This is a genomic window from Mucilaginibacter glaciei, from assembly GCF_014773245.1.
In the GTDB taxonomy this organism is placed as follows: Bacteria; Bacteroidota; Bacteroidia; order Sphingobacteriales; family Sphingobacteriaceae; genus Mucilaginibacter; species Mucilaginibacter glaciei.
On sequence record NZ_JACWMX010000010.1, the window covers coordinates 67836 to 92870 of the forward strand.

Here is a 25035-nt window from a genome sequence, read left to right on the forward strand (position 1 = left end):
TTACTCGCTGATCATTTGCAATAAATCATTTGTACCGAAGTTCAGAATAAATTCCGAATAGAAACTGGAAAACAAGTCACGTAGGTAAGTTTCCAAGTCTACTTCTTTATTGTCGTCACCTTCTTTGGTAATACCATACTTTCGATTTTTGGTAATGGTATATAAGAATAGCGTATGAAAATAAACAGAGGAGATGTATTTCTTGTCGGCGATTTCCAACGAAGTACTGTCTTTGTGTTTAGCTTTGAAGTTTTTAAGCACATGACTATCCATGTTGATAATGATCTTTTCCAAATTGCCGCCGCTGACCTGCGGGACCATAACGGTCTCATAATCAAACTCGGCATCGATACCTTCGGAAACTGCTTCCCAGGTCTGAAACCCTTCTTTTGCTTCTTTATATACCAGTACGAATGGTGGAAGGCCTATTTGTCGGTCATCTTCCTTTTCGACTTTCTTTACCTCTTCTTTTTTCTGTTCCGGGTCGCCGATCTTCACCCAGAACAATTCCTCAAAATCTTCGCCAGCGCCGGTTAAGGTTACTTTCATCTCGATCTCGTCACCTACGCGAACCTCGTTTTTAGTGGTCAAATTCATCCGGATGGTCCCTTCATGCGGGCTGGACGTCGTTACATTAAAAACCTCATCGATGCTTTCTTTTTTGCCGGGTGCGTTGCCTCCCTCGGTTTCATTTTTCGATTTGTAGTTTAGAATTCCGATCTTAAATTCTCCAGGCTCTTCGATACGGTCGAAATAATGATTTTCTACATCCGTTTTGAAATGTATCGTTTTATCCTGTCCACGCGGTAGATTAATCGCAGAGATACCTTTGTCAGTGGTGGATTTTATTTTTAGAAAAGTAGGAAATCTTTGTGGTTTGAAGGGTTCCTTTTCTTCTTTATGGTGCACTTCCTTTTTGGGTTGTTCTTTTGGTTTGGGTTTATCGTCTTTCTGCTCTAGCTTAAAGGTCTGGTTCAATAATTTCATCAGTGCACTATCCATAGGGAGATTCTTGGAAAATGCTTTGAGCATTTCCGCCGTGTCTTTGGAGTCGACAGATATGGAGTCTTTCCGGCGCTTCTCTATCTCTGCCAAACGTCCTTTGCTACTGCCCAGTTTGGAAGCGATAAACTTGCGCAGCTGTGTAGTTTCATCGCCCTCTTTTAACCGGTCCCGGGAAGCCATAAAGAGTTCCTTTCGGAAATTATAGTTCATGTGGGTACAGTCTACGTGGATGAGCAGGTGATATTTCAGCAAATTGAACTTTAGCGAGCGGGTAATAAACTCCGAAGTGAAATTGCCATGCACCTGCCCATTAACCGAGAACATGACCGACATGTTATTTTTAAAGAATTCACGTTGGATAGAATCCTTAGTTTCCTTAATGTTTTTGTCATCTACCCGCGTTTTAAACACGTAGCAGGTCACTTTGAATTTACCAAAAGGTTCTTCAGCGTAATTTTCAGAAAAATAGTCCTCAATATATTTATTATCTTCTATTTCTAAGCGGCGCTTTAATCCATATAGATCGCGTTCCAAATTCCGGTCGTCTGGATAGCGGTATTTGCGGTCAACGGTAAGTATGGGTAGCGCAGGCTCAAAAAGATATTCATTAATGCTTTGGTTCAGGTCACGCGAGATCACCGAACGGCTGCCGGCCGGCAGATCGTAAGAGTACAACTTAATGACCGTGCCGGTTTCAAACCAAGTTTCATGTAATCCAAGGTCAAGTTTTGAAATCTTAAAAGCTGGTATTAAGCCATCGATCTTAAGGAACTCATACCAGGTATTTTTCTTCCGGCCTTCTTCTTCTTTGGTCAAGGGGTGCTCACGCACAAAAGTAAAACCGAAATCGCCTTTCTTATCGAAGCGGCGCGAGCTGATCAATTGGTAACCCTTTTTGCCGCAAAATATAATCGCCCCACTGCCACCCATATTGTATTTACCCTGTACAAAGTGAATCTCGTTCTTATTACCGCGCAGCAAGGATAAAAAGGTCTGCTCGAAATCATCAGGATGCTGTCCCTCGCCATTATCATAGATCGTAAGTGAGGAGTCGAATCTAGGTCCATCCGCCAGAATTTGTAGGTTTTTCGCCTGGTTCTTTCGCGGGTTATTTAAATCCCAGTTCTTATAATCCGGAAAGAATTTTTCCCGTGCTTCATCCATTGTCTTCGGCGCAGCAGCAGATCTTGGATCGATACCCGCCTCATAACACTTCTTCATCAACGTCGCATCAATCGAGTTCGTGATCTTCTCGATCAACGCCGCGATCGGGGATGCCTGCTGGTTTTCGATTACCCCATAATTATTCTCATGCCCGCCTAACGGATACCAATTTTCTTTTTTGAAAATGTCAGGATGACCAGCAATAAAATCATCTATTTGCCTTTCCGTGTGAAGTGCGAATAGCTGTTCGAATAATTGCTGATGCGTAAGCGAGGTTGAAGACATGTGAAAAAGGTTATATATATGGAATGTGTGAAAAAGTTAAATATAACTATATTTCACTTTCAACAATAATATTTTCAAGTAGTTACGGATAACTCTATGTGTGTTCATTGGAATCGGCCAACAGTAGTATGATTAATATATAATTGCTCCGATAGATAACTGTATTGTCTGTGTGAGTTGTTGTATTTTGATAAAAGATTTATAGTGTCTTAAGCTTAAAAATCAGATGTGACCAATAAAGGATAACTGAACATTTTCTTTAAGTATTAATCCTTGTCGTCGTTTATTTAAAGCATTTAGTACATTAGCAATCAAAAGGATAAACTAATAATTATCCAATATGAATAGGTTTAATTGGATTACGGGCATAACAGTATTATTGAAATAGCTCAATAGATTTGTATAAACAAGTATTTGACTAAAACACCGACGTATTCGGGTCAAGATTAATCAATTCTTACGTCTACACTGTAGATTAAAAAATAATTCGTTGCTAATTTTATACGTGGTCATCGCGAAAGTGCCGAATCCCCTAAAATTGCTCGGTCCAAATAAAATATAACGATTGTATATTTACATGTGACTTATTTAATATTAACCGTATTGATTTTTTTTCGATATTTAGAGATCTCCTGGCAGCGGTGCTCATCTGCTGCCGCTGTCGGAAAAACCTAGCCATATGACCGAAAATATTTTACTGCGATATGCTCGACTACTAGGATCAGGAACAAGTCCTTCAGCGCTTGAGCGATCGATCGAGACTCAAACCGACCTCTCTGACGAGGCCATAACAGATAGGATCCTCATATCAACCGAATCAATTCAGGGCAATAAAAGGCATTTGACAAAGCAGACTGAAGCGGAAATTATCCAGGCAATAAAATTTAGCGGCAAGAAGGCGCTGAAGGCAATAAGAGCTGGAGACGTTACTGCCTTCCAGGACCGAAGTTTAACAGAGGCGCTGGAGGTAATTGTCCAGCTTGACGGAACGCGTCCATCCTTTTTGATCCGAGATAGCCAGATTGATAAATCAAGCTGTGCAGCGGGTGCCTGGAGTGATTCCATAGATGTTAGTAACGGCCTGTTAAATCGATTTCTGGGCAGTGTCGGACGAATCGGCAAGCATTATCATGATCAGAGCAGATACTGCGGCACCGGCTTTCTCGTGCAGCAGAATATGATGATCACAAATCATCATGTGTTACAATGTATAGCAAAATTTGATAACCAGTCAAAAGTTTGGATTATAGATCAGAATACGCATATTGACTTCGGATATGAATTAGGAGGTACGATTACGCACCCAGTCAGGCGGATAACAAAAGTTGTTTTTGCCGGAGGCAATAATTTTCCAATTCGATATCATAATACGCTGGATATGGCAATATTGGAACTGGAGCCGTCCGGACTAGTCTTTGAAACATTTGAATTGTCTAACAGCTATCCAGCGACCGGCACGAAAATATATACTGTGGGCTATCCGGGCCCACCACCGCAAGGCGAATATGACAATGCCTTGCTGCGGTCATTATTCCAAAATGAATATGGCTGCAAACGCCTCGCTCCCGGCATAATTACAGACGCATTTGATTTGCTTCCGCATTGGAGTTTTGCTCACGACGCCACATCTTTAGGAGGGAGCTCAGGTTCAGTTATCCTGACTATAGGTCAGGAAGATTTAGCTACCGGCCTGCATTATGGCGGCTATATTTTTCCTCCGTCTGAGAACTATGCCCATGCGCTTGGTAAGGCCGAAGGAGCAGACGGCATTACAGGGCAGCCATTAACCGAAATTTTAGAACAATATGGCTTATCCCGCTAGCGCATGCTGAACATTATCGACATTATTAAAGGAATCAGGTGCACGAGAGCTGAATTCGCCAAATTGTTTGCCGATGCTCAGGCAATGGCTGAAAGAAAGGAGATTATCGCTTTCGAGGCAATCGCTCCATCAGCCTATGACGGTGCTGCGATCCACGAGGGACTAAGCTATAGTAAAGAAAGAGGATTCTTAGCTCAACTGACGGAGCTGATCGTCAGCAACCAGCTTGAAGACGGTAGCCTGGCAAATGCGCTGATACAAATTGCAACAGCGAATGAGCCTGAAGACACAGGGCTGCAGGCAATGAGCAGAATAGCTGCCGGGCTTGATGCACCGCTCGAATTCACGAGAGGCATGGTCAAAGGAATGAGGATTACAGCGAAGATACTTATTGATGGCGATGCTGCCGGCACCGGAATACTGGTAAGTCCCGACGCGATCCTAACATCATGGCACGTGGTAGAACCGCTTTTCGAATCAGACGGACAGCTTTATCAGCCAGCGGCAAACACAGCTGAGCGGCTCTCGGTAGAGTTTGACAACTTCCTTAATCTTATCAATCTTAAATCTAAATATGCAAAAAGCAAAATTGCGATAGACGCTCACGAGCAATGGTGCATCGGCTTCAGTGTGTGTCATCAGGAAGAGTTGCTTCAAAAGCTGCCACAGGATCTCAGCCAGTTGAATGGCCATTGGGATTACGCGCTGATTCGGTTATCGAAGGCTCCGGGCTTCGAAAGAGACTGGGAAACGATAGAATACCCGAATCCGGTGCCTGCTCCAGATGGGAAAATTATTCTGTTCCAGCATCCGGCAGGCCAAAGCTTAAAAATGGATCAGCGGCTTATTACGACGCCTGATCCTGACTATCCAAATATAGTTCCATCTTTTCGTTTTGTACATTCAGCCAACACGGTATCCGGATCGTCCGGTGGTCCATGCTTTAATAAGGATTTTAAACTTTTTGGAATACATCAGGGATGCTGGTCTAATCGAAACGGGAATATCCTGAACCGGGGTGTGCCGCTCCTGCGTATAACAGAGCACATGGCGGAAAATCAAATTTATCTGCCGGAAGTGGACGCAGGAGGCCGGCCTGTCTGGCGCATTTCCGGAGCTTCTGAATTTACGCCCGTCGTGGGGTGTGACGATTTCAAGAGCGCTGTATGGGCATGTGTGCAGAACGAGCCTAAAAAGATTATTCTCGTGAGCGGTGTCCAGGGCAGCGGTAAAACATTCCGGTTGGCCGTTCTGGCCGCAATACTGCCGCAATCATCTCATCTTATTCTTAACTTGTCGGCTGCTATCATTTCAAAAATGTCGGCGAGCGAGCTGGCTCAGCACATCTGTGAAGCCGCTGGCGGCGTATTCAGCCCTAATGTAACCGAAGAAGGCGTCAGCTCCACATCCTCGATCTGGATTAAAACAGTGCTTATTCCGGACATTATAGCCTCTCTTGAAGCATCGCGCGGTGAGCGGTTGGTCTGGATTGGTATTGCAGACCTGAACTCTTACAGCATCGAAGACGGCTCAGCATCAGAGCTTTTATTTGGCCTATATGAGCGGGCCCTATCAGAAGACTGGCTGCGGTTCGTTCTGGACGATATGCAGATCAATCTGCCTCAAAGCTTAAGAGATACGATCCTACCATGCAGGGTGTCTGAAATTACCAAGGAAGAAATTCAGGACTTTTTTCTGCGCTACAACAGAGCATTGCCATCGGGTCTGGATGACAGCGCTATATCGGTGGCTGCTTCATCTGTTTATGTGCAGTATAAACGGGCGGTGAGTAATAACCCTGAAAAGGGCGGGACTATATTAGCAGACGAGGTCATACTAATGATTAAAGAAGTATTATCAGATTCATTTAAAAAGGCAAGCAATGGCTAAAAAGGAAATATCAGATTTTGAGTTAGGCCAACTTATAGAAAGCCGGCTGAGACAACTTCAATATAATCTGCCTGAAGCTGATGATATAAATGATGCAGAAAATCCTGAGCAAAAAGCAGAAGAGAGGATAGTGTCGGAAATCTCGGACGAAGATCTGGCAGCAATGATCGAAAAGGCGCTAGTGAAGGCAGCGCTGTCAGGAGACTTGCTGCCGCAGGGGCTATTGCCGGAGGGCACTACGGTGCCCGTTGAGGAAGCGGTTCTTACTCAGATCCTCCCGCATTTTGATATTTTAAAGAATCAGAGTGAAACGACTTGGTGTCTCAGCCTCAAATATAGACAGGAAATCATCAGGCGACTGATAAGCAATGGAACCCTTTCTCGTGAGCTTGACGGCCCGTTGCCGCCGACAGACTTCGCCGGTAAAGTATTAAGAAGCTTTTTAAAGCAGGAATTCGTTTTGGACGTGACTCGTATACAGGCAGACAGAAGCGGAATTTTGCAAATCATCAAAGTGCTGGAGTGGCTTCAGGGTATTGAAATTCCCCTGCCGGATATCGATGATCTGCGTGCGCACTGGAGGTCGATCCAGTTGCTCCCGGATCAGGACATTCTATTAAAATCGGGATTTGTTGGACGGGCGGCGGAACTAAAGCAGCTGAAGCAATTTATAAGCGGGGATACTGGCGGAAGAGCCCTGCCCTCATTAATTATCAACGGTATTGGCGGTGCTGGCAAGTCAACGCTGGTTGCCCGGCTTTGTCAGGATATTCACCAGAGCAAAAATGTTCTTCTGGCGATTCTTGATTTTGACAAGCCCGGAATGGATCCTAGTGATACTTATTGGCTGGAATCGGAAATCACGCGCCAGGTTTCCAGTCAGTTCCCACAGATATACCGGAGGATCAGCTTAGCTAGAAAGGAAATTAAGGAGGCAGAAGACAGCTACTATTCCGGGGCGGCAGCCGGATCTTATGAAGGCAGGGATCGCTCCAGGAGACTGAGGCGTATTATTACCATGCTGAAAGATGAACTGATCACTAAAGGACTGGCCGATTTTCCACTGCTCCTAATCCTGGATACCTTTGAGGAAGTGATGCAACTGTCAATGATTGAAGAAATAAAGGATTGGCTTGAGGAGCTAAGGGAATATTTGCTGCCAGTCGGGCTGAAGGTAATTTATTCAGGAAGATTCTCTGCTGAGCCCCACGAAGAACTGGGCCTGTCAAGAGCCTGCGAAGTTGTATCGGTTGGAGAATTTGATAAGCGCCTGACCGCTCATTTTCTTGAGATTCATCATATCGATAAAAAAACAGCGCTTGAGATCGCAGGATCCAGGCTATTGCCCAAAAGGCCTCTGGAACTTAAGCTACTGGCACAGGTGCTGATCGCTGAGCCGAGCTTGCGCTTTAGAGATCTTGAGGCGCAACTGGCGCGTGAGGGCGGGCATGACCTTTTTGCTGGAATTGTCTATAGAAGAGTGCTTCTGCGAATTAAAGATTCGAAAATCAGAGAGCTGGCCCATCCAGGCTTGATACTCAGATTTCTGACGGCAGATCTTATTCAGAAGGTTGTATGTCCTGTTCTCGGCATGCCTTATATGGAGCTGAAGGAAGCACAGCGCATCTTAGATGCCTTGGCCTCCTATGCATGGCTTGCTTACAAAAGTAAAAGCGGCGAGGTGTGGCACCGGAAAGATTTGCGGCGCTCCATGATTAGGCTGATGATATTGGAAAACCCTCAGACTGCTGACCGGCTTCATCTGGCTGCGATTGAATACTTTCAGCGCCGGAATGATGAGAGCTCACATCAGGAAGTAATCTATCATCGGCTGATGACCGCGGAGACGGATGGCTTTTTATCTGAGATTTCAGAAAAAGAGCTTAAATTCGCCTGGCCGTCACTTCAGGCCGACGTCGACGATTTGCCTATACAGTCCAGGATCACCTTAAAATACGTCGCTCAGCGGGTAGTTAAATTAGATGAGATTTCCTATCTGCCTGAAAAATATCATTCTTATGCGCTGCGTCAGGCTGCCCAGCAAGCTGCGATACGCGGGAATTACAGCACAGCGTTAAAGGTGGTGCTTGAACTGCATCAGGAGCTTGATGACCGCGAGTTTAATAATTCACAAATAAGCTTTAATTATGACAGCTATCGGTTCGAGCCCTGGGAGCTAAGTGTATTTTTAAATACTGCGCGCTGGAACTATTTTTATACCGGCATGGAGCCGATGCGAAGAACCGGTAATATCAAGCATCTCGTAGACCTCCTTTATATCCAGGAAGTCATACTGCATCGAGAGAATACAGAAACATCAGGATTGCAGGAGCTAATTGCTGAATATCCGAGCCGCAATACTTTTAGCTCCTTTAGTGCTTCCAGGGTGGAGCTGCTTCAAAAGTTACTGGCCTGCCTGGCTTCTCTGGCGGCAAAAAACATAGCAAGCGGCCGCTTCCGAGACAGCGTTCACGAGCTAGCCAAGCACATAGCGATGGATACCAGAAGGAAAAATCCGGAAGGGTTTGAAAAGCTATTATATCTCATCGAGGTAGCTGCCGATCGAAGACCATATGATGGCTTCATGATTAGTTTAGCTTCGCTGCCTTTAGATCCGGAATGGCTGCAGAAATTCCTATCAGAAAGCAGTGAAGAAATCGCTCGGCCTGCTGCTGAGCTAATGGAGCGCCTACCCCATCTAACAAGCTTAACGGTTAAAAACGCGCTGAGGACTTTGAGCAGCTACAATCGTCCTGATGAATTTTACAGAATGCCTTTTGATCAGCTGATGGGCCGAACTGCGCCAGCTTATTTGGTTCAGCTGATGGTGGGAGCTTTTCCGGACTTTCAGAATCCGAGCAAGTATGCGATCATTGATCTAATGCAGGAGACTAGGGATTGGCATCGTCTCTATGATCTTTTCAGGAGGATCATAAATATAAATATTCGGGAGTGGGATTACCCGCCGCAGCGCCTGATCGACCTGTGGCGGGAGAACCCGGAAACAGCATTGAGCCCCTATATTGAATTAATAGATCGCAGTTGGAAGCTTCCCCACCTGATGGAAGAGCTTTGTCACTATTACCCCCATAACTATATGATTAAGAGGGTTTTTGAAGCGATAGCATCACTTGACGATAAGCTTAAATATATATATTCGACCCGTCTTAATGCAAGTCTGTAGCGCAAGCACAATTTGCCAGCTGACAAATTGTGTTGCTTATTGCTGGGATAAATAAATACCGGCGCATGGCTATTGCTGCGAAAAAAAGGAAAATTTATAGCCATCTGGCTGAATAGAGAAATTACTTCCCCTCACCTCGGTCAGCTTTTCCTGAATAGCAAACATGGGATTACCCAGTAAGATTAGCTCATCTGGCGTTACCCGGATGATCATATAGTTTTCCTGGGCGATTGCCTGGCCGACCTCACTTTCTGATAGTCTGAAGCTTTTATTACCGCGGGATGTCGTCGTCTTCACCTCGACAAGCACCGCGCGTCCCTCGTGCCAAGCCACCAGGTCTACGAAAGCCAGCTCATAATGAAGTGTAATGTAGAAGAATGGTATTAAAGCAACCGTCAATGATGCTGTATCATCAAGAGCCCGCAGGCAGGCGCTGTAAAGCTCCTGGTAATGGGCAAGACGGCTTGCTGAAGCACCGAGTTTACGCTGTATAAGTAAATGAACTTCATAGAGCGCGCTTTCTTTCTCTGCTCGGCCGCTAAGCCCGATAAAATAATTAATGAGGAAATATAAAACCTGCTCCTCGCCTGTATTTCCAATGACCTTGCATGTTTCATTAGAGGGTAATTGTCCCTGGTAGATTACTTTTCTGGTTTTGACCGGAATAGCTGTTACGGTATTCTGCTCATTGGCAGTGAATGATGTGATTACAGGCTGACTGGCTTCCTTAAAGCTATTAAAAAGCTGCTTTATTTTAGTCTCCAACTCGACTTGACGTGAGACAGTATCCTGCTTGCTGGCCGAGTCATCCTTAGCAAACGCCAATGGAAAGCCTGCTGCAATATCCTCGCGCAGGATTTTAATCAGTTCGGATACTCCAAGCCTTCCGGTAAGCGCGTCTAGCCGCGCGCGGAACAGCAGCCCTTCCTTCGACGGAAGCCTGTCAAGCGCAAGGGCGATCTCGATAATTTCCTTACGGTAAAGGCCAAAATCAATATCTATCTGAAAATCAGAAAAAATACCTTCCTCAAACAGCTCACCCTCCCGGGTGATCACCTGGCTTAATTCATTGACCAGACCAGCCTGATAGATGCGCAGGACAAAGGGGCTTTGGTAGTCCCGGCTATAGACAAACCACTGGGGATCGTCCTCATAGCGCTGACCATCGAAAAAGGAAAGTATTATTGAGGAAAATTGCCTAAAGCGGATATCGTAGTTCTGTATCCAGTGACTTTTAAATTTCTGATAATAAAGCTCTGTCTGCTGCCTATACTCCTTTTGCAGGGCATCCTCTTTTTTATGGAAGAGAATCAGTTCAACGGTGCGCGCAAATTTTCCATTGTTAAATATACTTTTGGCGATGGCTTCAGCCCTCTCGCCGGTAGAAATATCTTTTCGGACGTAGAGGCAGCGATCGCTGTAATCAAATATTTTATCCGCTATAACACGGCCAGCCAGCGCTCCGATCTGGATCTCACGCTGCAGTGTGTCCACTTCAATAAACTTAAACAGGGCCAGCTTTTTTGACAGCTCAGTGATCCTCGATGGGTTTTCAAAGTAGTCTGCTTCAGAAAATTCAGCGCTGGAAAGCTCCACCAAAAGGTAAAACAGCCGAGGGAAAAGGGCTTCTCTGAACCTTGCAGTCAGATCAACTTCTCCCGTGGTTAAAAAATCGCTGGCTTCCATATCTAGCATCTTCCCGGACAGCTTGTACTTTTCCGGGTCTATGCGGCTTTTGTAATAGCACAGCACAGGTATTTTCACCTGCTGCGCCACCTGAAAATCAGCTTCGCTGGCGATAATATAAAAATCACTCCTTTGCGTGAAAAAGAGCTGGTCTGATTCGGATACCAGATAAGTGCGTAATTTATGATGAAGCGGCTCAAAGAGCTGCTGGTATAGCCGCAGCAGCTGATCCTTTCGGTGCAAGCCATCCTGACAGGCCAGCAAGAGCTGGCGCATATACTCCCGGGGAAAAAGATCATAGCGCTTGATTAGCACATCATCACTTTCCAGCTTAAATTCACTCACTTTAAGATCCTTAAGGAAGCTAATGCGATTATCATTGATGAGTGCCGGATGGATTTCATTGCCAGAATGGACTACCCGCAACTCCGCAAGCACCTTATTATAGCTTAAAGCATCCTCTTGAGCGGAGCGGTCACGCCTCCATAGCGCCGGAATGTAGTCCAGGCCATCCTTCAGCTGATCCAGCATAGGCTTATCTACAAACAGATAGCTGCTGTGAGGAGATACCCCCAGGTAGCGAAGGAAGGTTTCGAGGCTCGTGTCATTCGCCAGCGCTGGGATAAAAGAAACATCGATCTCCTTGCGGCAGCAAAGCTGGGCCGGTTTATAGCGCCCTATTGTCGTTTTAAGAAAGACGGTGGAAAGGCCAAAATCCGCTAAATTTGCGGCAGTATTGTCCGTATTACTGACAAGATACCCCTGATACCGGTGGGTGCAGGTCACCTCGTTATCCGTGCGACCCATCATTGACGAAATGCTGGTCAGGAGATCTTTTTGCTGTTCCTCAGAGTACCTTTCACAGGGGCCATGAAAGCTTCCCCCGGGTGATACCTGACGGTAATGCTTCAGTATTTCATTCCGGTCTGTAAAGTCCTTTATATTCAATGCTTTTCTTAAGTCTTTATCAGCCACTTCGAACGCCGTTAGGTTGATGCCAACAAAAGATGGGATAATCGTTTTTATCTCATCCTTCTGCTGCTCTCTGAAGATTAGCTCTTCCTGCAGCGAATGCTGCCCTTCACCTGCGGCCGGTATTACCTTCGCGTCCAGCCGAACGAGGGCCTTGCCTAGCTGGCTTTTAAAGTAAGGGGGCCAGTCCCAGGAGTCGCCAGAATTTCGAGAATAGGAATTGATAAACTCCACAGCATGCTCAAAGAAGAGCTGGTGAGCGCCACTTGTCCTGTCCTGAGAAAAATATTTTTTTGCCAGGCTGGCAATTAGGTCCGAAGCCACATGATAGTGGTGGTTAGAGATTCTCAGGATGTCACGGACCGGCCAATAGGCTTCCTGGGTATGGCTGACATTAAAATGCTGCCAGCTAAAGCTGGTAAAAGCGGGCTCGCTGATCGAGCCGAGTTCAATCACCTGGATATTGAGAGACTGTCTGTCGCCATGATCCAGCAGCAGGTTCAGGCTGTGAAAATAAAGCTCAAGACAGCCCCTCATCAGCGCCCTATTGTAAGCCCCGATCTTTCCGTCCCAATTAATGCCCTTTCGGTCTACCGTCGTATGAAAATCGGCATGGAAGTCCACATGATAGAACGGTGATTCTACTTTGGTCGGCAAATAATTATATAGCAGGCTTTCAAGTGGAAGACCTCCATCCATATCATGAAAAAAGATCGCGACCCTTGGATCCTCGATTGTCGGGCCCGCCGCTTTGCCAAGTGCCCTGGCCTCCTCATTAAGACTGCATGAAATTATATCGCCTCCCTGTGCGGCAATACGTTTTATAAATCCAAGGCCTGGCTGGGCACCGTCCATGATTTCGATCTGAATATTCTTGGGAATGCGAAGCCGGACGAACTGAAACTGTATCTTTTCTATCTCTTTCAGCAGACTGCTGATCTCTCCGGAAAGCGCTGCCGAAAACGGAATCTGAATAATAGTGACATAGCGCTGGTCAAAAAGCTCGCTGACCTGCTGATCACTGTTTTGCCATAGCACCGGATAATAATATCCGGGCACGCCACGGTCTTTTCGCTCGGCTTGCATTTGCGAAATCTGCAGCAGAAGCGCTGCCTTAGGATCATCGGTTAGAGTTTCCGGCAAGCTAAGGCCGTCCTTAAATTGGTCAAATATCTGAAATGAGATCCTTTCGCTGACAGGAGCTTCACTCTCGCTCAGCAGCGCTCCCACGGTATGGATTATGACTGATCCCTTCTCTGATATTGCAAATACCGATTTAAAGCCAACACCTTTGTTGCCAATGCTGGTATTGACGTCCTTGGTTGAAGTAGATATCGAGCAAAGTGACTGAAAGTCCGCACGGCCGGACTTACCGGTATAATAATCATAATTTTCACGGTAAGTAAATGGGGTGCCATCATTTGCGATATAGAGACAATTGTCGCGGCAGATTACCTTGATCGAATGATCTGCCTTGTCAAAAGCGTTCTGCAAGAGCTCAAAAATCACTCTTCCCTGGTAGTCAGCGCTGACCTGCTCGACCTGTCCGGCCTGCTGCTTGATCGTTTCAATGCCAATAGACTGGTAATATTCATAGTGCTTATTAAAGATAGCGGTAACGCGTGAAAGGGAGAGGTCATTCATTAATTAGGCTGTTTTAATTTATTGGCTGCCTCTATTATTTCATGAAGAGGCAATCGCAAATGCTGTGATGAATATATATTATAAGCTCTGTATAATTCCGCTAATAAATAGTGTCTTGGATAAAAACTGATTTAATTAGCATTTTCAACTTATTCCGCTTGATAAAGGTATCAAGTTAAGGTATACGATCAAAACCGATAGTCACATCCTCAAAGATTGTAATTTAACAAATATCACCGCTTTGATTTTTTTATATCCGGCCAGATCGACATTAATTATGAACGGTTGTTTAAATAAATAATTTATTTAAACAACCGTCAGCACATCTTTACCATTCAATCCGCCAGCGACAACAAGGTCCTGTAATGATCAATTGCCAAAGAAGGCTGCCGACATGTTTTCCCGTTCCCTGCGTGACATTCCAAGTTTTACCGCAATGTTATGCCATTGGGCAATTTGTCCGATCATATTTTCCAGAATTTTTTCTGCATCAGATGACTCCAGCCGAAAAAATGTGGCCACCGAAAGAGCCAATTCCGGATCTAGCGAATTATCATCATCAGAAATGTTAAGTGTTAGACCCTGACCCGATGGATTGGCGTTCATGTCATAAGCTGGTGATAATTCCCATCCATTTTCACGAAGTAGAAAGCCATGATTGCGAAGGTGATCATCTGTGTTTTTGACTAGGATATTAAAAAGCATTCGCTTCCATAGTTCCCGCAAATTTTCGTTAACCTGCTGCCCGTTCTGAATAATAAAACCGGCAATATCCAGATAGCTGACACCATTGTTAAAATCTGCGCCGTCCTGCTGGCCAAGCAAGGTCATTGCAGAAGCAAAGTGAATGCGTTGCCGACCGTTGCGGTCGAAGCGGTATGTCAGAAAGGTGTGATGTCTGCCAGAGTACTTACCAAGCTGTGATTGGCTAACTCGGATACCGCAGTTTATCGCTAACTCATGGACGACCATTTCCCATCCCCCAATGTCATGATCATCGGTAACGCTTGGGAATTTAGCGATCCACAGCCCTCCATTAGGGTCAGTTACGCTTGCTTTAGGGCGTGCACCACCAAGCGATGAACCGGGAGCAAGTAACATATTTAACCAGCGTAATTCCTCAGTTGCGTTCATGTCTTCGTTTTCTAGGCGCTGGCTGGCGTATTCCAAATCACGGAGACTTACCCACGGTGGAGCTGCTAATTCCGTAGCATGACTTAAAAATTCACTATCTTCTATATATTTAAATCTTAGTCCGCCCATTCGGGTTCCGTCATATATCCCAAGTAAAAAATCAGATTCCATTAAAGGTTGTATACGGCGATCTTCCTGCCGGGCGAGGATGGCCTCGCGTCTTTTCATAAGCACGCGGCCCCAGCGGTCGGGCGAGGAGTCCAGAAATATACCAAAATTCGTTTTTTCATCGTTTAGGAACTGAGGCCCTGAATACAACTGCAAATCCGGATCAAGTATTTGTGCTTGCGGGGCCTGAAGCCATTTCGGCATATATTCGAAAGAAAATATTTCCTTTCCGCGAGTTGTTTCGGCATTTAGTGTTCCAACCTGAATAGTCTCCGGCAATCCTTGCCAGTCCGCATAAACCAAGATTCTTTTTGCCATTAGACTATTTTTTAGGGGCTCGTTCTTTAGTTAGTAAACCAGCATCCTGTAGCTTTCTGCCTAATTCATCGTCTGACCCCAGTTTCAGGAAATCTTTTTCCAGCCCCATAGCAAATAATACCTGGAAATAAGCTCCCATGGCCACGGTGGGCGTACCCTTTTCGATTTGCCATAACGTAGCCCTGCTAATACCAGCTCGTTCTGAAATCTGGGTAGTGCTCAGCTTTCTGCGTAAACGGGCAAGCTTAATGTTCTCACCCAGGTCATTAAGCACCTTTTGGGCTTTAGGTAAAAGAACCAGTTGCTGTTTCATAATGTTTTAGATAATAAACAAATATAAACAAGTTGTTTAATATATGAAGCATTATAATGATTGTATTATCCTCAATTTGCAAATCGCGAATCGAGAATATGCAAATAACATTAATCCTATTACCGGTTGTAGGCTAAGGTGCTGGTTATTAATTTAGATCAGGAAATGGATCTTGATGTTTTAAGTTATATCGTCTTGGAAGAGCCGGAGGTGTGAGAATGGTTGTTTTTTGCTGACGTCGATGTTAAAGGTAACGAAAGTAGTCTTTGGACTGTATTAATTATCGCTCTGTTTGCGGTTTTTGTTTGGAGCAAGGCCGGGCGGCGTAGAAAGCGTTAATGCTATGATATTTTTTTAGATATTTAGGGTCAATGGGAAAGTTGTTCGATGACTTTGGGGACCTGGCATTTCGGAACGAAGATGAGGTCAGTCAAAACTTTGTTTTGCCGTTATTGCAAAGGTACCTTGGGTATGGTTTAAAGGAAATATTACCGGAGAAAATATATCCGGCCAGCGGATTATATTCAGGGGTTAACTTCAATGAGCGTGGTTCAAAAGGGCTGATCCATAAACCCGACTTTGTCGTTTGCCTGAACGGAGACACTGAGTACCCTAAATTTATTATCGACAGTAAAGGGCCTAAGGAAAATATTGACAATCACAATGGACAACTGCGATCCTATGCCAACAGCGTTGGCAGAAACTTCCTGATGATAACGAACGGGACCGAGTTAAAGGTATTTGACGTCAATAACCTGCTCTTCCATTCTTCAAATATTGCTGATTTACAGGTAAAGATCGGCCAACTGGTCGCCTTACTGGGACGGCACAATCAAGCAGTCAAGAGCGATATCGAGCTGATCAGGGAATTTGATATTGAACAGGCGGTCACTAGCAGCCAGGGATCTGCTATGGATAAAGAGAGACAGCGAGCGAAAGTTTTGCTGGCTGATTTCGATAAATACCTTAAACGGTTAAGAACTGATTTTGAACACTGGCACCTGCCGACAAAAAAATTCCAGGCGATCAATAACCTGGATTTAAAGAAGATAGACCCCAATTACCTCCTTTCGTTTCTTCCCTACCAGGCGCTGGGCGACAAGTCAATCAAGGAAAAAACGCTGAAGTTCCCCCAGATTGAGTCGGAGGTAAATACCCGGGTAAAAATTTTCATCGGGGAAACGGGGTCGGGTAAAACGTCTTTTTTGAAATACCTAGCCTCCAGGTCGGCGCAGCATGCTCTGGAGTTGCGGGAGTTACACATCCCGGTTTATATAGCGCTCCGGGAAATTGGACATGGTTATAACCTGGAGGCTTTAGTCGCTTCTTTTCTCAATCGTCATGGCTTTCCTTGTCAAACGATCTATGAATTACCTGAGCAGAATGATTTTTTATTTCTTTTGGATGCCTTTGATGAAATTCCGGAAGCTTTCCGCGCGGAGACTGTTATGGCCATCGAGCGGCTCGCTTCGGGCTATACCTGCTTTGTCACCTCCAGGCCGAATGCCGTTCCAAATTTTCCGGCTTCTGCTGCTTTTCAAATTCAGCCGATAACGGATTCACAGGTCGAAAAGATCGCCCGCCATTATGTTGGGGACAGTTATTACGAATTTAACCGGCAGCTAACGAACAACGACTTGCTGAAGGAAGCCGGTAATACACTGCTGCTGCTTTTTTTAATTTCAATTTTCAAAGAATCCGGTACTCTGCCGCCAACGGTATCCGGGATTATTAAAGCGATAATTACACGCGTAAAAAACTGGCAGGACCAGCGGTCGCCGCACCCGCAAAAGCTGGCCTGGGAGAGCATCGCTTCCTTCCTTTCTACACTCGCATTTAGCGTCTACGAATATCAGGAGACCGGCCTGAAGCTGGATGAGGCTGAGCCATTGCTGTTGGAGGTGCTGGACAGGCTTGAACGTTCCCGGAAAGTCAAAGCGGGCATGACCACGCGGGAAGTCCTGGCAGCGCTGGAGGAAACCGGCTTACTTATTGTCAATGGCGACCACCTTTATTTCTGGCACCGGCTTTTTCTGGAGCACTTTGCATCGCAGGCACTAAAAGAGAAATTCTTGCAGGACCCGCTTATTATTGCGCAGTTAAAAACAGAAACGAAATGGCACCCGGCGATTGCCGGTATGGCGGCTATATTGCCATCAGTTACGGGCTTAATACCGATCGTTAGTTCTGAAGTCTGGTTAGCGGCGTACTGCCTGATTGAAAACAGCGCCTGTGAGGAAATAGCACTCCTGCCCGTGATAGACGAACTGAAGCGTATGGTCCGGTGCCAGATACCGGATGTACGGGCAAAAGCCTTTAATTACCTGGTTGCAATCGATCATCCTTTGATGCTGGAGTTTCTTTATGACGCGGTCACAAACGGTGAAGTTTATAACGAGGTCACGCTGATGGCTTTTCCCGTCATCGCCAAGACAAGGACCGAACGGGCCCGGCAGCTCATTTATCAAAACCTGGACCGCACCGACGGGAACTTCTTCCTCGGATGGACCGCGCAGTCTAAAATTGTACGGGCGCTTTTCTATTTTGATGAGCCGGAACACTTGCAGATCATCGAAAACTGGAAGAAGCTCCGGGATTATTGGGCTGACCAGGAATGCAAGGATATCTTTTTAGAACTAGCCTCCCAAAACAAAATTACCCCCGCCATAAAAAATGCGCTGGAGGAATTTTTCCTCCATGCGTTTGAAAAAAACGATCATCACTCCGAAAGGCTCAGCTCGCTGGCAGGCGTATTGGCTATTGTCGGGGACGAAGCTTTCGCTTTACAAGTGCTGGAGTTTCCGCTTTTGCAGGAAAACCTTCGTAAAATGGATGATGTTTACGACGTAATAAAAAGTACCCGCTCGATAAAAGTAGTTAAGCGGATCGTGCAATTTATAAATGAACCCGCTGAAAAGGAGTATTACAATGCTGAAAGACTGATGTCAATCATTGTTGATTGCCCGTGTGAAATTCCTAAAGAAATATTTTTCGGGCTGATCACTCACCCGGATAGTAATATCGGTTCTGCGGCAATTGGCGCACTGAAAAGATACCCGTACTATGAGGTAAAAGATGTAGTGCTTGAATGGCTCTACGGAGAACCCGGCCAGTTGCAAAGCTGGGCGCTTGGTGTGCTGGTAGACAATGCGGAAATTGTACCCTTAGTACGACAACAGGCATTTCCGAAGGCCTTGTACCGTGCAACCGTTCATACGCTGTTGACCGGGGTACGCAGGTACCACCTGGTGGAGGCAATCCCCCGGATGGACCGTATTTACCAGCAGCTCGGGGAGAATAAAAGGTATCAAAGTGACTATTACCTGTGTTTGGATCTTGCCGGCACTTATTATTTTATTGGAGAAAAAGAAAAAAGCGCCGCGATAATTTCCTGGTTCTTTGCCGGTGGAAATTTTTTGGTAAATGATGAATACCTGCCTATCCGGTTAATGGACCATTCGAGATACCTTGATCCGGAACTGGCAGCCGGGATAGCCGGCGCTTACTTTAAACTGAATTTCCCTTCGTCTAAAAAGAGTAATACTTATGGACTCGATGTTTTCTTTGGCGTTGCAGAAATGCTAAAAGGTCAAACGCTCAAGGATAATGTAAAACAAGCAGCGGACTACTTTATAAAAAAAGGCACAACGGACGACAAGGCAAGGGATGGATCAGAGCGCGCTTTAAAAGCGATGGTCACAATGGCCGATACATCGGATGAAAGCTGGGCCCTCGGGCATTTAAACCGGTTGAATTTGAAAAACGCCCTGCGTGGCGTACAGCTCCGGAACCTTGTCGAATGCCTCGCTTATATTGGCTGCCATGCCTCGCTGAAGAAAATCAAACTGCTGGCAAAAACCACAAATGCAGCTAACCCGGACCTGTTGCTCAATCTGTGTGACTTTGCCGCTGTGAACATTTGCCGGCGATTGAAGATTCCTTATCAAAATGGAGATGTTTTGAATGACTGAACTCGATTTAAGATTCAGGCTTTTACGTGTAAATATGAGACGTCACGGAGCAATTGGTGCGGACAATATCCTTTCTGGAAAAGAAATCTGTATATTTTGTAATTCCTCATTGGACATCACCAAAGAACATGTGTTGCCAAAATGGTTATTTCATAACGATACGCGAAGCACTTTTGTATCCAGTATCAATAAACAAACCCCTTTCACCAAAAATTGCTTGCTCGTGGATTTTCTTGACTCCCTTTTTGTAAATACTTTACTATTCAGATAATTTGATATATTTACATCAACGATTTAGAATCATTTTTCCATTGCGTGATTCGTAAAGTACTTGAAAATTGTATTTTTAACATATTGAAAATGAGTTGGTTATGAGCGATGTTCATGACCCGTCCATTCCGCCTCAAGACAAAAGCCTTTTAGATGAAAATCTGAAAGGCTTTTTTGTTTGCGAAATATATCCGTACATTTAATATAACCAATTATTAAGCCGTGCGTCCGCTTTGCTGCTTTTTGCTTTCCCTGTGTTTTGCAGTGTCTTTTACCGTGGTAAATGGGCAGGGTAAACAGGTGCGGGTTGATCTTTATAAAGACCCTTTTATTATACAGGCAGATCAGTCAATATTGGTTACTATCCCAGCTGATCTGACGGACCATGTTTTAAGAATGGCCTATGCTATTATCAACACAGGTAAATATCAGCCATTGATAGATTCGTTAGCTGCGTACAAGGCTGCCCATCAATTAAACGATTGGCTTTATTACCAGCTGATAAGGCATGTTGCACAGCAGCTGGCCCCTAAAGAGGATAACTACGGGAGATACACCTTTTACAAATGGTTCATGCTCAACAAATCGGGGTATGATGCCCGGCTGGCTCTATCGCATCAAAAGGTGATATTTTATGTTTATAACAACGAGGATATTAGCGACATCCCGTATTTTATGGTAAATGGTAAACAGTTTGTTTGCCTTAACATTCATGATTACGCTAAAGCCAATTTAAATGACGACCCTCCCCAACCGGTAAATATAGGTGCCGAAAGTCCGGGTAAACCATTCTCTTATAAGGTTACCCTGATGCCCGATTTTACTCCATCAACCGAAATAGAAAAGAATGTATCTTTTGAGTACGGGCGCAAAAAATATTATTTTAAAGTGAAGTTGAATACTGAACAGGAAAAGGCTTTTGTTAATTATCCGGGGGTGAGTTTTGAAACTTATTTTAACATTCCGTTAAGCAAACAAACCTATGCGTCATTAATTCCCGTCTTAAAAAAGAATTTAAAGGGAATGGATGAAAAAAAGGGGGTTAACTACCTGATGCGGTTTACGCGTTACGCCTTTTTGTATGAAAATGATAATGAAAACTTTGGGCGGGAAAAACGCTTGTCGCCCGGCGAAACGCTTGCTTCAACTTATAGCGATTGTGATGATCGCGCAGCTTTGTTCTTTTACCTTGTAAAAGAAATTTACAACCTTCCAATGATTGCCCTGTTATATCCCACTCATATTACCATGGCGGTTGAATTTAGCAAACCCATTGGCGATCCTATCATGTACAACGGTAAGGCTTATTCAGTATGTGAACCCACGCCACAGGCCGAAAACACGAATATCGGCCAGCTGTCCGCCAAATTAAAGCATGTACCTTATCAAGTAGTTTACGCTTACCAACCCCCTCTTTTCAGATAGGTTTTTAAGATCGAAACAAAACCATATAGCATTATCCTCCTTAAAAAAAACGCCGCAATCGATGAAACTGCAGCGCTTTCTCTATTGGAATTGTGATATTTTAGGCCTTTAAGTTTTCTTTAAAAAAATCAATCGTGCGGCTCCAGGCCAGTTCGGCGGCCGTTTTATCGTAACGTGGGGTAGTATCGTTATGGAAACCATGGTTAGCTCCCTCGTAAATAAAGCCCTGGTATTTTTTACCATTCTCTTTCAGCGCGGCTTCGTAAGCAGGCCAGCCGCCCGTTATACGGGTGTCTAATGATGCGTAATGCAGCATAAGCGGGGCATTAATTTTAGGCACATCGGCAGCGGCGGGCTGTCCGCCATAAAAAGGTACAGCAGCGGCCAGTTCCGGTACGCGTACGGCCATTATATTACAGATACCGCCACCGTAGCAAAAACCTACTACACCAACTTTGCCATTGCAATCCTTGTGATTTTTCAGGTAATAGAATGCGTCTATAAAATCTTGCTCCATCTCGGCTTTATCGCGTTTACTTTGCATTTCGCGGCCCGCATCGTCATTGCCGGGGTAGCCGCCAAGCGGTGTCAAGGCATCCGGTGCAAGCGAAATAAAACCGGCCAATGCAGCACGCCTGCCTACATCTTCAATATATGGGTTTAAGCCGCGGTTTTCGTGCACTACAATAATGCCGCCTAATTTCTTTTTGGCATCCTTTGGTTTTGATAACAGCCCCTTTATAGTACCGCCGCCTTTAGGCGAGTCGTAGGTGATGTAGTCAGATTTCAACCTCGGGTCATCAGCCGTTACCTGGATCTTGGTTTTGTAATCGGGCATTAAAAAACTCATTAATGCAGGGACGGTTAACCCGCCAACTGCATATAGAGATAGCTTTTGCACAAATCCGCGGCGATCAAGCCGGTCGTGCGCGTAATCGTCATACAGGTCAAACACCTCCTGTTTAATGTCTTCTATATTTATCTCGCTCATGGTATTGGTTTTAATCAAATATAATTAATAGGATGCAATAGCCTGTTAACCAAACTGTAACAGTGTCGATACTTGAATTGCTTAGCGGTGGCACCAGTTCAGGAAAAATAGAGGTCCCTGGGCTTTTCATGCGCGGGTAAAGATGTTCGTATCAATTTTTTGATCTCGGCGCGCTGCTGCTCACCGTCATCAACTAACGCAAGTTCGGCTTGTATAATAACATCATTACCTAATGCTTTGGCACTTAACCTGCAGCCGGCTATGTTTGGCATCTTTTTGATTTGGGCGGTTACCGCTTCCATATCAACCAGCTTGCCAGCTACCTTTACCTGCTTATCTCTACGCCCTGTAACTTTAAATTTACCGGGGCCTAACTGGTCTATCTCGTCCATCAATTCAAATTCCGCGCGCCCGTCCCGGTCTGCAACATTATTACCGGCAGTAAACTCCCAAAACGGTAAAAGTGTGAATGGCTGCTCCCAGTGTGTACGAAACCCTATCCCTGATGTTTCTGTAGAGCCGTATAGCTCCGTCAGGCTAATCCCCTTTGATAAGATATCCTGGTAAAGAATATCATAAAGCGGTGCAGCGGCAGATACACCCAGGCAATTCATTTGTGCCCCCGGCAAAGTGTTGAGCAAAAACTGCCAATTAAACGGCGTTGCTACAATAAGCGCTTGAGGCGGCATTTGCTGCCAGTTGACTTGTGATGGGTATACCACCGGGATATTGAGCAACCGGGGCAAGCCAACCGTAAACAAAAAGCCGTAGATACTATTTGACGCTACATAGGGAACAATGCAAGTGGCATCGCTGAACAGCGTGCCTAAAAAAGCAATTTCGCGCTCCAGGTAAGCGAGCGGGTGCCTGGTTATTTTTGCCGTACCACTTGTCCCTGAGGTATGGAATATAAGGGCCTCATCGTTTACCTGCCGTACTTTATAGATCATATCCACCCAATCATCAATACGGGTAGACGATAACAGGTATGGCGGGTTGTAAATTTCAAAAATATTGAAAAAGGAATTTACCGCCGCCGCAAGTCCCATCAATTCTATCGAGTCGAGGCCCAGGGTGTCTTTCCAGTCTGCATCGGTTAACTGGTAAAAAGAACTGTCGCCGGTAAAGGGCTGGCCCGTTACTTTTAGCGACAGATCTATTATAATTTGTTTAATATTGACACGCGTCCACATCCGTTATGCCGCTGGAAGGGTAATAGTAAACTCGGCACCGTTATCATTGGCTACCGTTACCGTACCCTTGTGCGCCTCAACAAATTGCTTCACAATGGCAAGCCCAAGGCCTGTTCCGTTCCTTTTGCCAACCGTTACAAATGCATCAAACAGGTTTTTAAGGATAGTCTCAGGGATACCCAGCCCATTATCTTTAACCTTGATCACCACAGTTTTATCTGATTTAACAGCCGTTATTTTAATAACCGGGCTGGCAACCTTAAGATTGTTAAGTGCTTCGGCTGCATTGTGTACCAAATTCATCACCACCCGTTTCAGCTTGCTGGCGTCACCTTTCACAAACAGATCTGGCTGCAGGTTTTCATCAACCGTGATATTAGCCATCTCCGGCAAATGATGAGCCAGTGCTATCCCGTCGCTTATAAGCTGATTGATCGAAACCTTTTCAAAGTTGAGTGGGGTATCGCGTAAAAAGTCTAAAAAGTCGTCAAATATTTCAGAGGCCTGGTCGCCGCATTCATCCACCATATCCAACCACGGGCTGGTAAAACCTTCCTCCCTTAAAGATTCGGTTAACAGCGGGATGTTTTTGATAGGGATCCGTAAATCGTGCATCAACATGCTTAACGCTTTACCTACAATTGAAAGCTTTTCTTCGCGGGCAATGACCTCATGCAATTGGGCGTTCTTTATCGCCTTAGCTGCACTTTGCACAAATAATTTGAGCAGATAAAGTTTTTCGGTTTTAAGATGCTGGTTATTATCAAGGGCCGCGAATATATAGTAGTCCTCAATCTTAATAAACACCAGTTCGTCTACCTGTACAACTTCTTCGTTTTCTTTTAAATTAGTATTCGCGATAATACCGGTAAGCCGGTCGATGTTTATTTTACGCTCCACAATCCCTACCGAACCGATAGAATAAAGCTGCTGATAATTATTAGACGTTAAAAGCTTACCTAAAACAGCCATATCGCTGCCAATGTACATCGCCAGTTGATCTAAAATATTTTGCAGCAGTAAATTCAGTTGCGTTTGCGAAACATTCAGGTTAGAGATTACGGTGATCAATTGCTCCAGGTTGCGGAGTTTATGGTAATCGTTAACACCTTTGGTAGCCAATTGAATAATTTCTTCTGATGCGTAGGGTTTACAGTGATAGCCTACATTTTGCCCAACCTTAGACATGATTTCTTCTATAGACTTATCGCTGAAGGCCGTAATAATAATGATCTCGGCCTTGGCATCGGCTTCTTTGATATAAACCGCGGTTTCTAAACCATCCCAGCCGGGCATGCGCATATCTAAAAATATAACGGCATACGGCTTGCCCTCGGCAATAGCTTGCTTTATTTTCTCCAGTCCTTCCATTCCGCTAACTGCCTTATCTACCGTAAAAACCGGGATAGAGCTGTTGTTCGCTGGAGTTAATATAGGTTCGGGTTGTGGTATTTCGTCGTCAAAAAGAATGCTGGAAGCGCTACTGATCAATTCATTGGTGTATGACCGCTTGGGGATCAATATATCTTCTATATTGTCCCTAACAATCTCTTCATCATCTATAATTAATACCCTGGTATTGATAGTTTCCATAATGTTG

General features: G+C 45.0%; 12 protein-coding genes. 5 read left to right on the plus strand and 7 right to left on the minus strand.

Annotated elements, in window-relative coordinates:
* Complete coding sequence (locus IDJ76_RS19235; RefSeq protein WP_224746415.1) at nucleotides 1-2454, minus strand: hypothetical protein; 2454 nt, start codon at nucleotides 2452-2454, stop codon at nucleotides 1-3.
* 679 nt (nucleotides 2455-3133) lie between these two features.
* Between IDJ76_RS19235 and IDJ76_RS19240 the strand changes: the two genes are divergently transcribed.
* From IDJ76_RS19240 to IDJ76_RS19250, 3 genes are read left to right on the plus strand one after another with little or no spacing between them, the layout of a single operon-like run.
* Nucleotides 3134-4276 (plus strand): trypsin-like serine peptidase, encoded by a 1143-nt coding sequence (locus IDJ76_RS19240; protein WP_191165686.1) that lies wholly within the window; start codon nucleotides 3134-3136, stop codon nucleotides 4274-4276.
* A gap of 3 nt (nucleotides 4277-4279) precedes the next feature.
* Complete coding sequence (locus tag IDJ76_RS19245) at nucleotides 4280-6166, plus strand: trypsin-like serine peptidase (RefSeq protein ID WP_191165687.1); 1887 nt, start codon at nucleotides 4280-4282, stop codon at nucleotides 6164-6166.
* Nucleotides 6159-9350, plus strand: coding sequence for an ATP-binding protein (locus IDJ76_RS19250; protein WP_191165690.1), 3192 nt, complete (start codon nucleotides 6159-6161; stop codon nucleotides 9348-9350). Before IDJ76_RS19245 ends, IDJ76_RS19250 begins: the two co-directional genes overlap by 8 nt.
* 69 nt (nucleotides 9351-9419) lie before the next feature.
* On the opposite strand, the gene IDJ76_RS19255 is transcribed toward IDJ76_RS19250, so the two are convergent.
* The 3 genes from IDJ76_RS19255 to IDJ76_RS19265 form a co-directional block, all read right to left on the minus strand.
* On the minus strand, nucleotides 9420-13652 hold the full coding sequence (locus IDJ76_RS19255; protein ID WP_191165692.1) for a sacsin N-terminal ATP-binding-like domain-containing protein: 4233 nt from the start codon (nucleotides 13650-13652) through the stop codon (nucleotides 9420-9422).
* A gap of 369 nt (nucleotides 13653-14021) precedes the next feature.
* On the minus strand, nucleotides 14022-15272 hold the full coding sequence (locus IDJ76_RS19260; RefSeq protein ID WP_191165694.1) for a type II toxin-antitoxin system HipA family toxin: 1251 nt from the start codon (nucleotides 15270-15272) through the stop codon (nucleotides 14022-14024).
* Between the two features lie 4 nt (nucleotides 15273-15276).
* Nucleotides 15277-15585 carry a helix-turn-helix domain-containing protein gene (locus tag IDJ76_RS19265; protein WP_191165696.1) on the minus strand — a complete coding sequence of 103 codons (309 nt, stop codon included), beginning with the start codon at nucleotides 15583-15585 and terminating at the stop codon, nucleotides 15277-15279.
* Nucleotides 15586-15956: 371 nt separating this feature from the next.
* Between IDJ76_RS19265 and IDJ76_RS19270 the strand changes: the two genes are divergently transcribed.
* A complete protein-coding gene (locus IDJ76_RS19270) occupies nucleotides 15957-19556 on the plus strand; it encodes an NACHT domain-containing protein (RefSeq protein WP_191165698.1) in 3600 nt (1199 codons plus the stop codon).
* 534 nt (nucleotides 19557-20090) lie between these two features.
* Nucleotides 20091-21251 (plus strand): hypothetical protein, encoded by a 1161-nt coding sequence (locus tag IDJ76_RS19275; RefSeq protein WP_317173984.1) that lies wholly within the window; start codon nucleotides 20091-20093, stop codon nucleotides 21249-21251.
* 100 nt (nucleotides 21252-21351) lie between these two features.
* Here IDJ76_RS19275 and IDJ76_RS19280 read toward each other — a convergent pair whose 3' ends face one another.
* The 3 genes from IDJ76_RS19280 to IDJ76_RS19290 form a co-directional block, all read right to left on the minus strand.
* Nucleotides 21352-22242: a dienelactone hydrolase family protein gene (locus tag IDJ76_RS19280; protein ID WP_191165700.1), complete on the minus strand. Its 891-nt coding sequence runs from the start codon at nucleotides 22240-22242 to the stop codon at nucleotides 21352-21354.
* A gap of 98 nt (nucleotides 22243-22340) precedes the next feature.
* Nucleotides 22341-23435: a hypothetical protein gene (locus IDJ76_RS19285; RefSeq protein ID WP_191165702.1), complete on the minus strand. Its 1095-nt coding sequence runs from the start codon at nucleotides 23433-23435 to the stop codon at nucleotides 22341-22343.
* Nucleotides 23436-23438: 3 nt separating this feature from the next.
* Nucleotides 23439-25028 (minus strand): hybrid sensor histidine kinase/response regulator, encoded by a 1590-nt coding sequence (locus tag IDJ76_RS19290; RefSeq protein WP_191165704.1) that lies wholly within the window; start codon nucleotides 25026-25028, stop codon nucleotides 23439-23441.
* Between the last annotated feature and the right edge of the window lie 7 nt (nucleotides 25029-25035).

Coding starts and splice junctions, on each gene's coding strand:
- IDJ76_RS19245 (WP_191165687.1), top strand. CDS start 4,280: ATGCTGAACATTATCGACATTATTAAAGGAATCAGGTGCACGAGAGCT.
- IDJ76_RS19285 (WP_191165702.1), bottom strand. CDS start 23,435: ATGTGGACGCGTGTCAATATTAAACAAATTATAATAGATCTGTCGCTA.
- IDJ76_RS19280 (WP_191165700.1), bottom strand. CDS start 22,242: ATGAGCGAGATAAATATAGAAGACATTAAACAGGAGGTGTTTGACCTG.
- IDJ76_RS19255 (WP_191165692.1), bottom strand. CDS start 13,652: ATGAATGACCTCTCCCTTTCACGCGTTACCGCTATCTTTAATAAGCAC.
- IDJ76_RS19235 (WP_224746415.1), bottom strand. CDS start 2,454: ATGTCTTCAACCTCGCTTACGCATCAGCAATTATTCGAACAGCTATTC.
- IDJ76_RS19270 (WP_191165698.1), top strand. CDS start 15,957: ATGGGAAAGTTGTTCGATGACTTTGGGGACCTGGCATTTCGGAACGAA.
- IDJ76_RS19290 (WP_191165704.1), bottom strand. CDS start 25,028: ATGGAAACTATCAATACCAGGGTATTAATTATAGATGATGAAGAGATT.
- IDJ76_RS19240 (WP_191165686.1), top strand. CDS start 3,134: ATGACCGAAAATATTTTACTGCGATATGCTCGACTACTAGGATCAGGA.
- IDJ76_RS19250 (WP_191165690.1), top strand. CDS start 6,159: ATGGCTAAAAAGGAAATATCAGATTTTGAGTTAGGCCAACTTATAGAA.
- IDJ76_RS19260 (WP_191165694.1), bottom strand. CDS start 15,272: ATGGCAAAAAGAATCTTGGTTTATGCGGACTGGCAAGGATTGCCGGAG.
- IDJ76_RS19265 (WP_191165696.1), bottom strand. CDS start 15,585: ATGAAACAGCAACTGGTTCTTTTACCTAAAGCCCAAAAGGTGCTTAAT.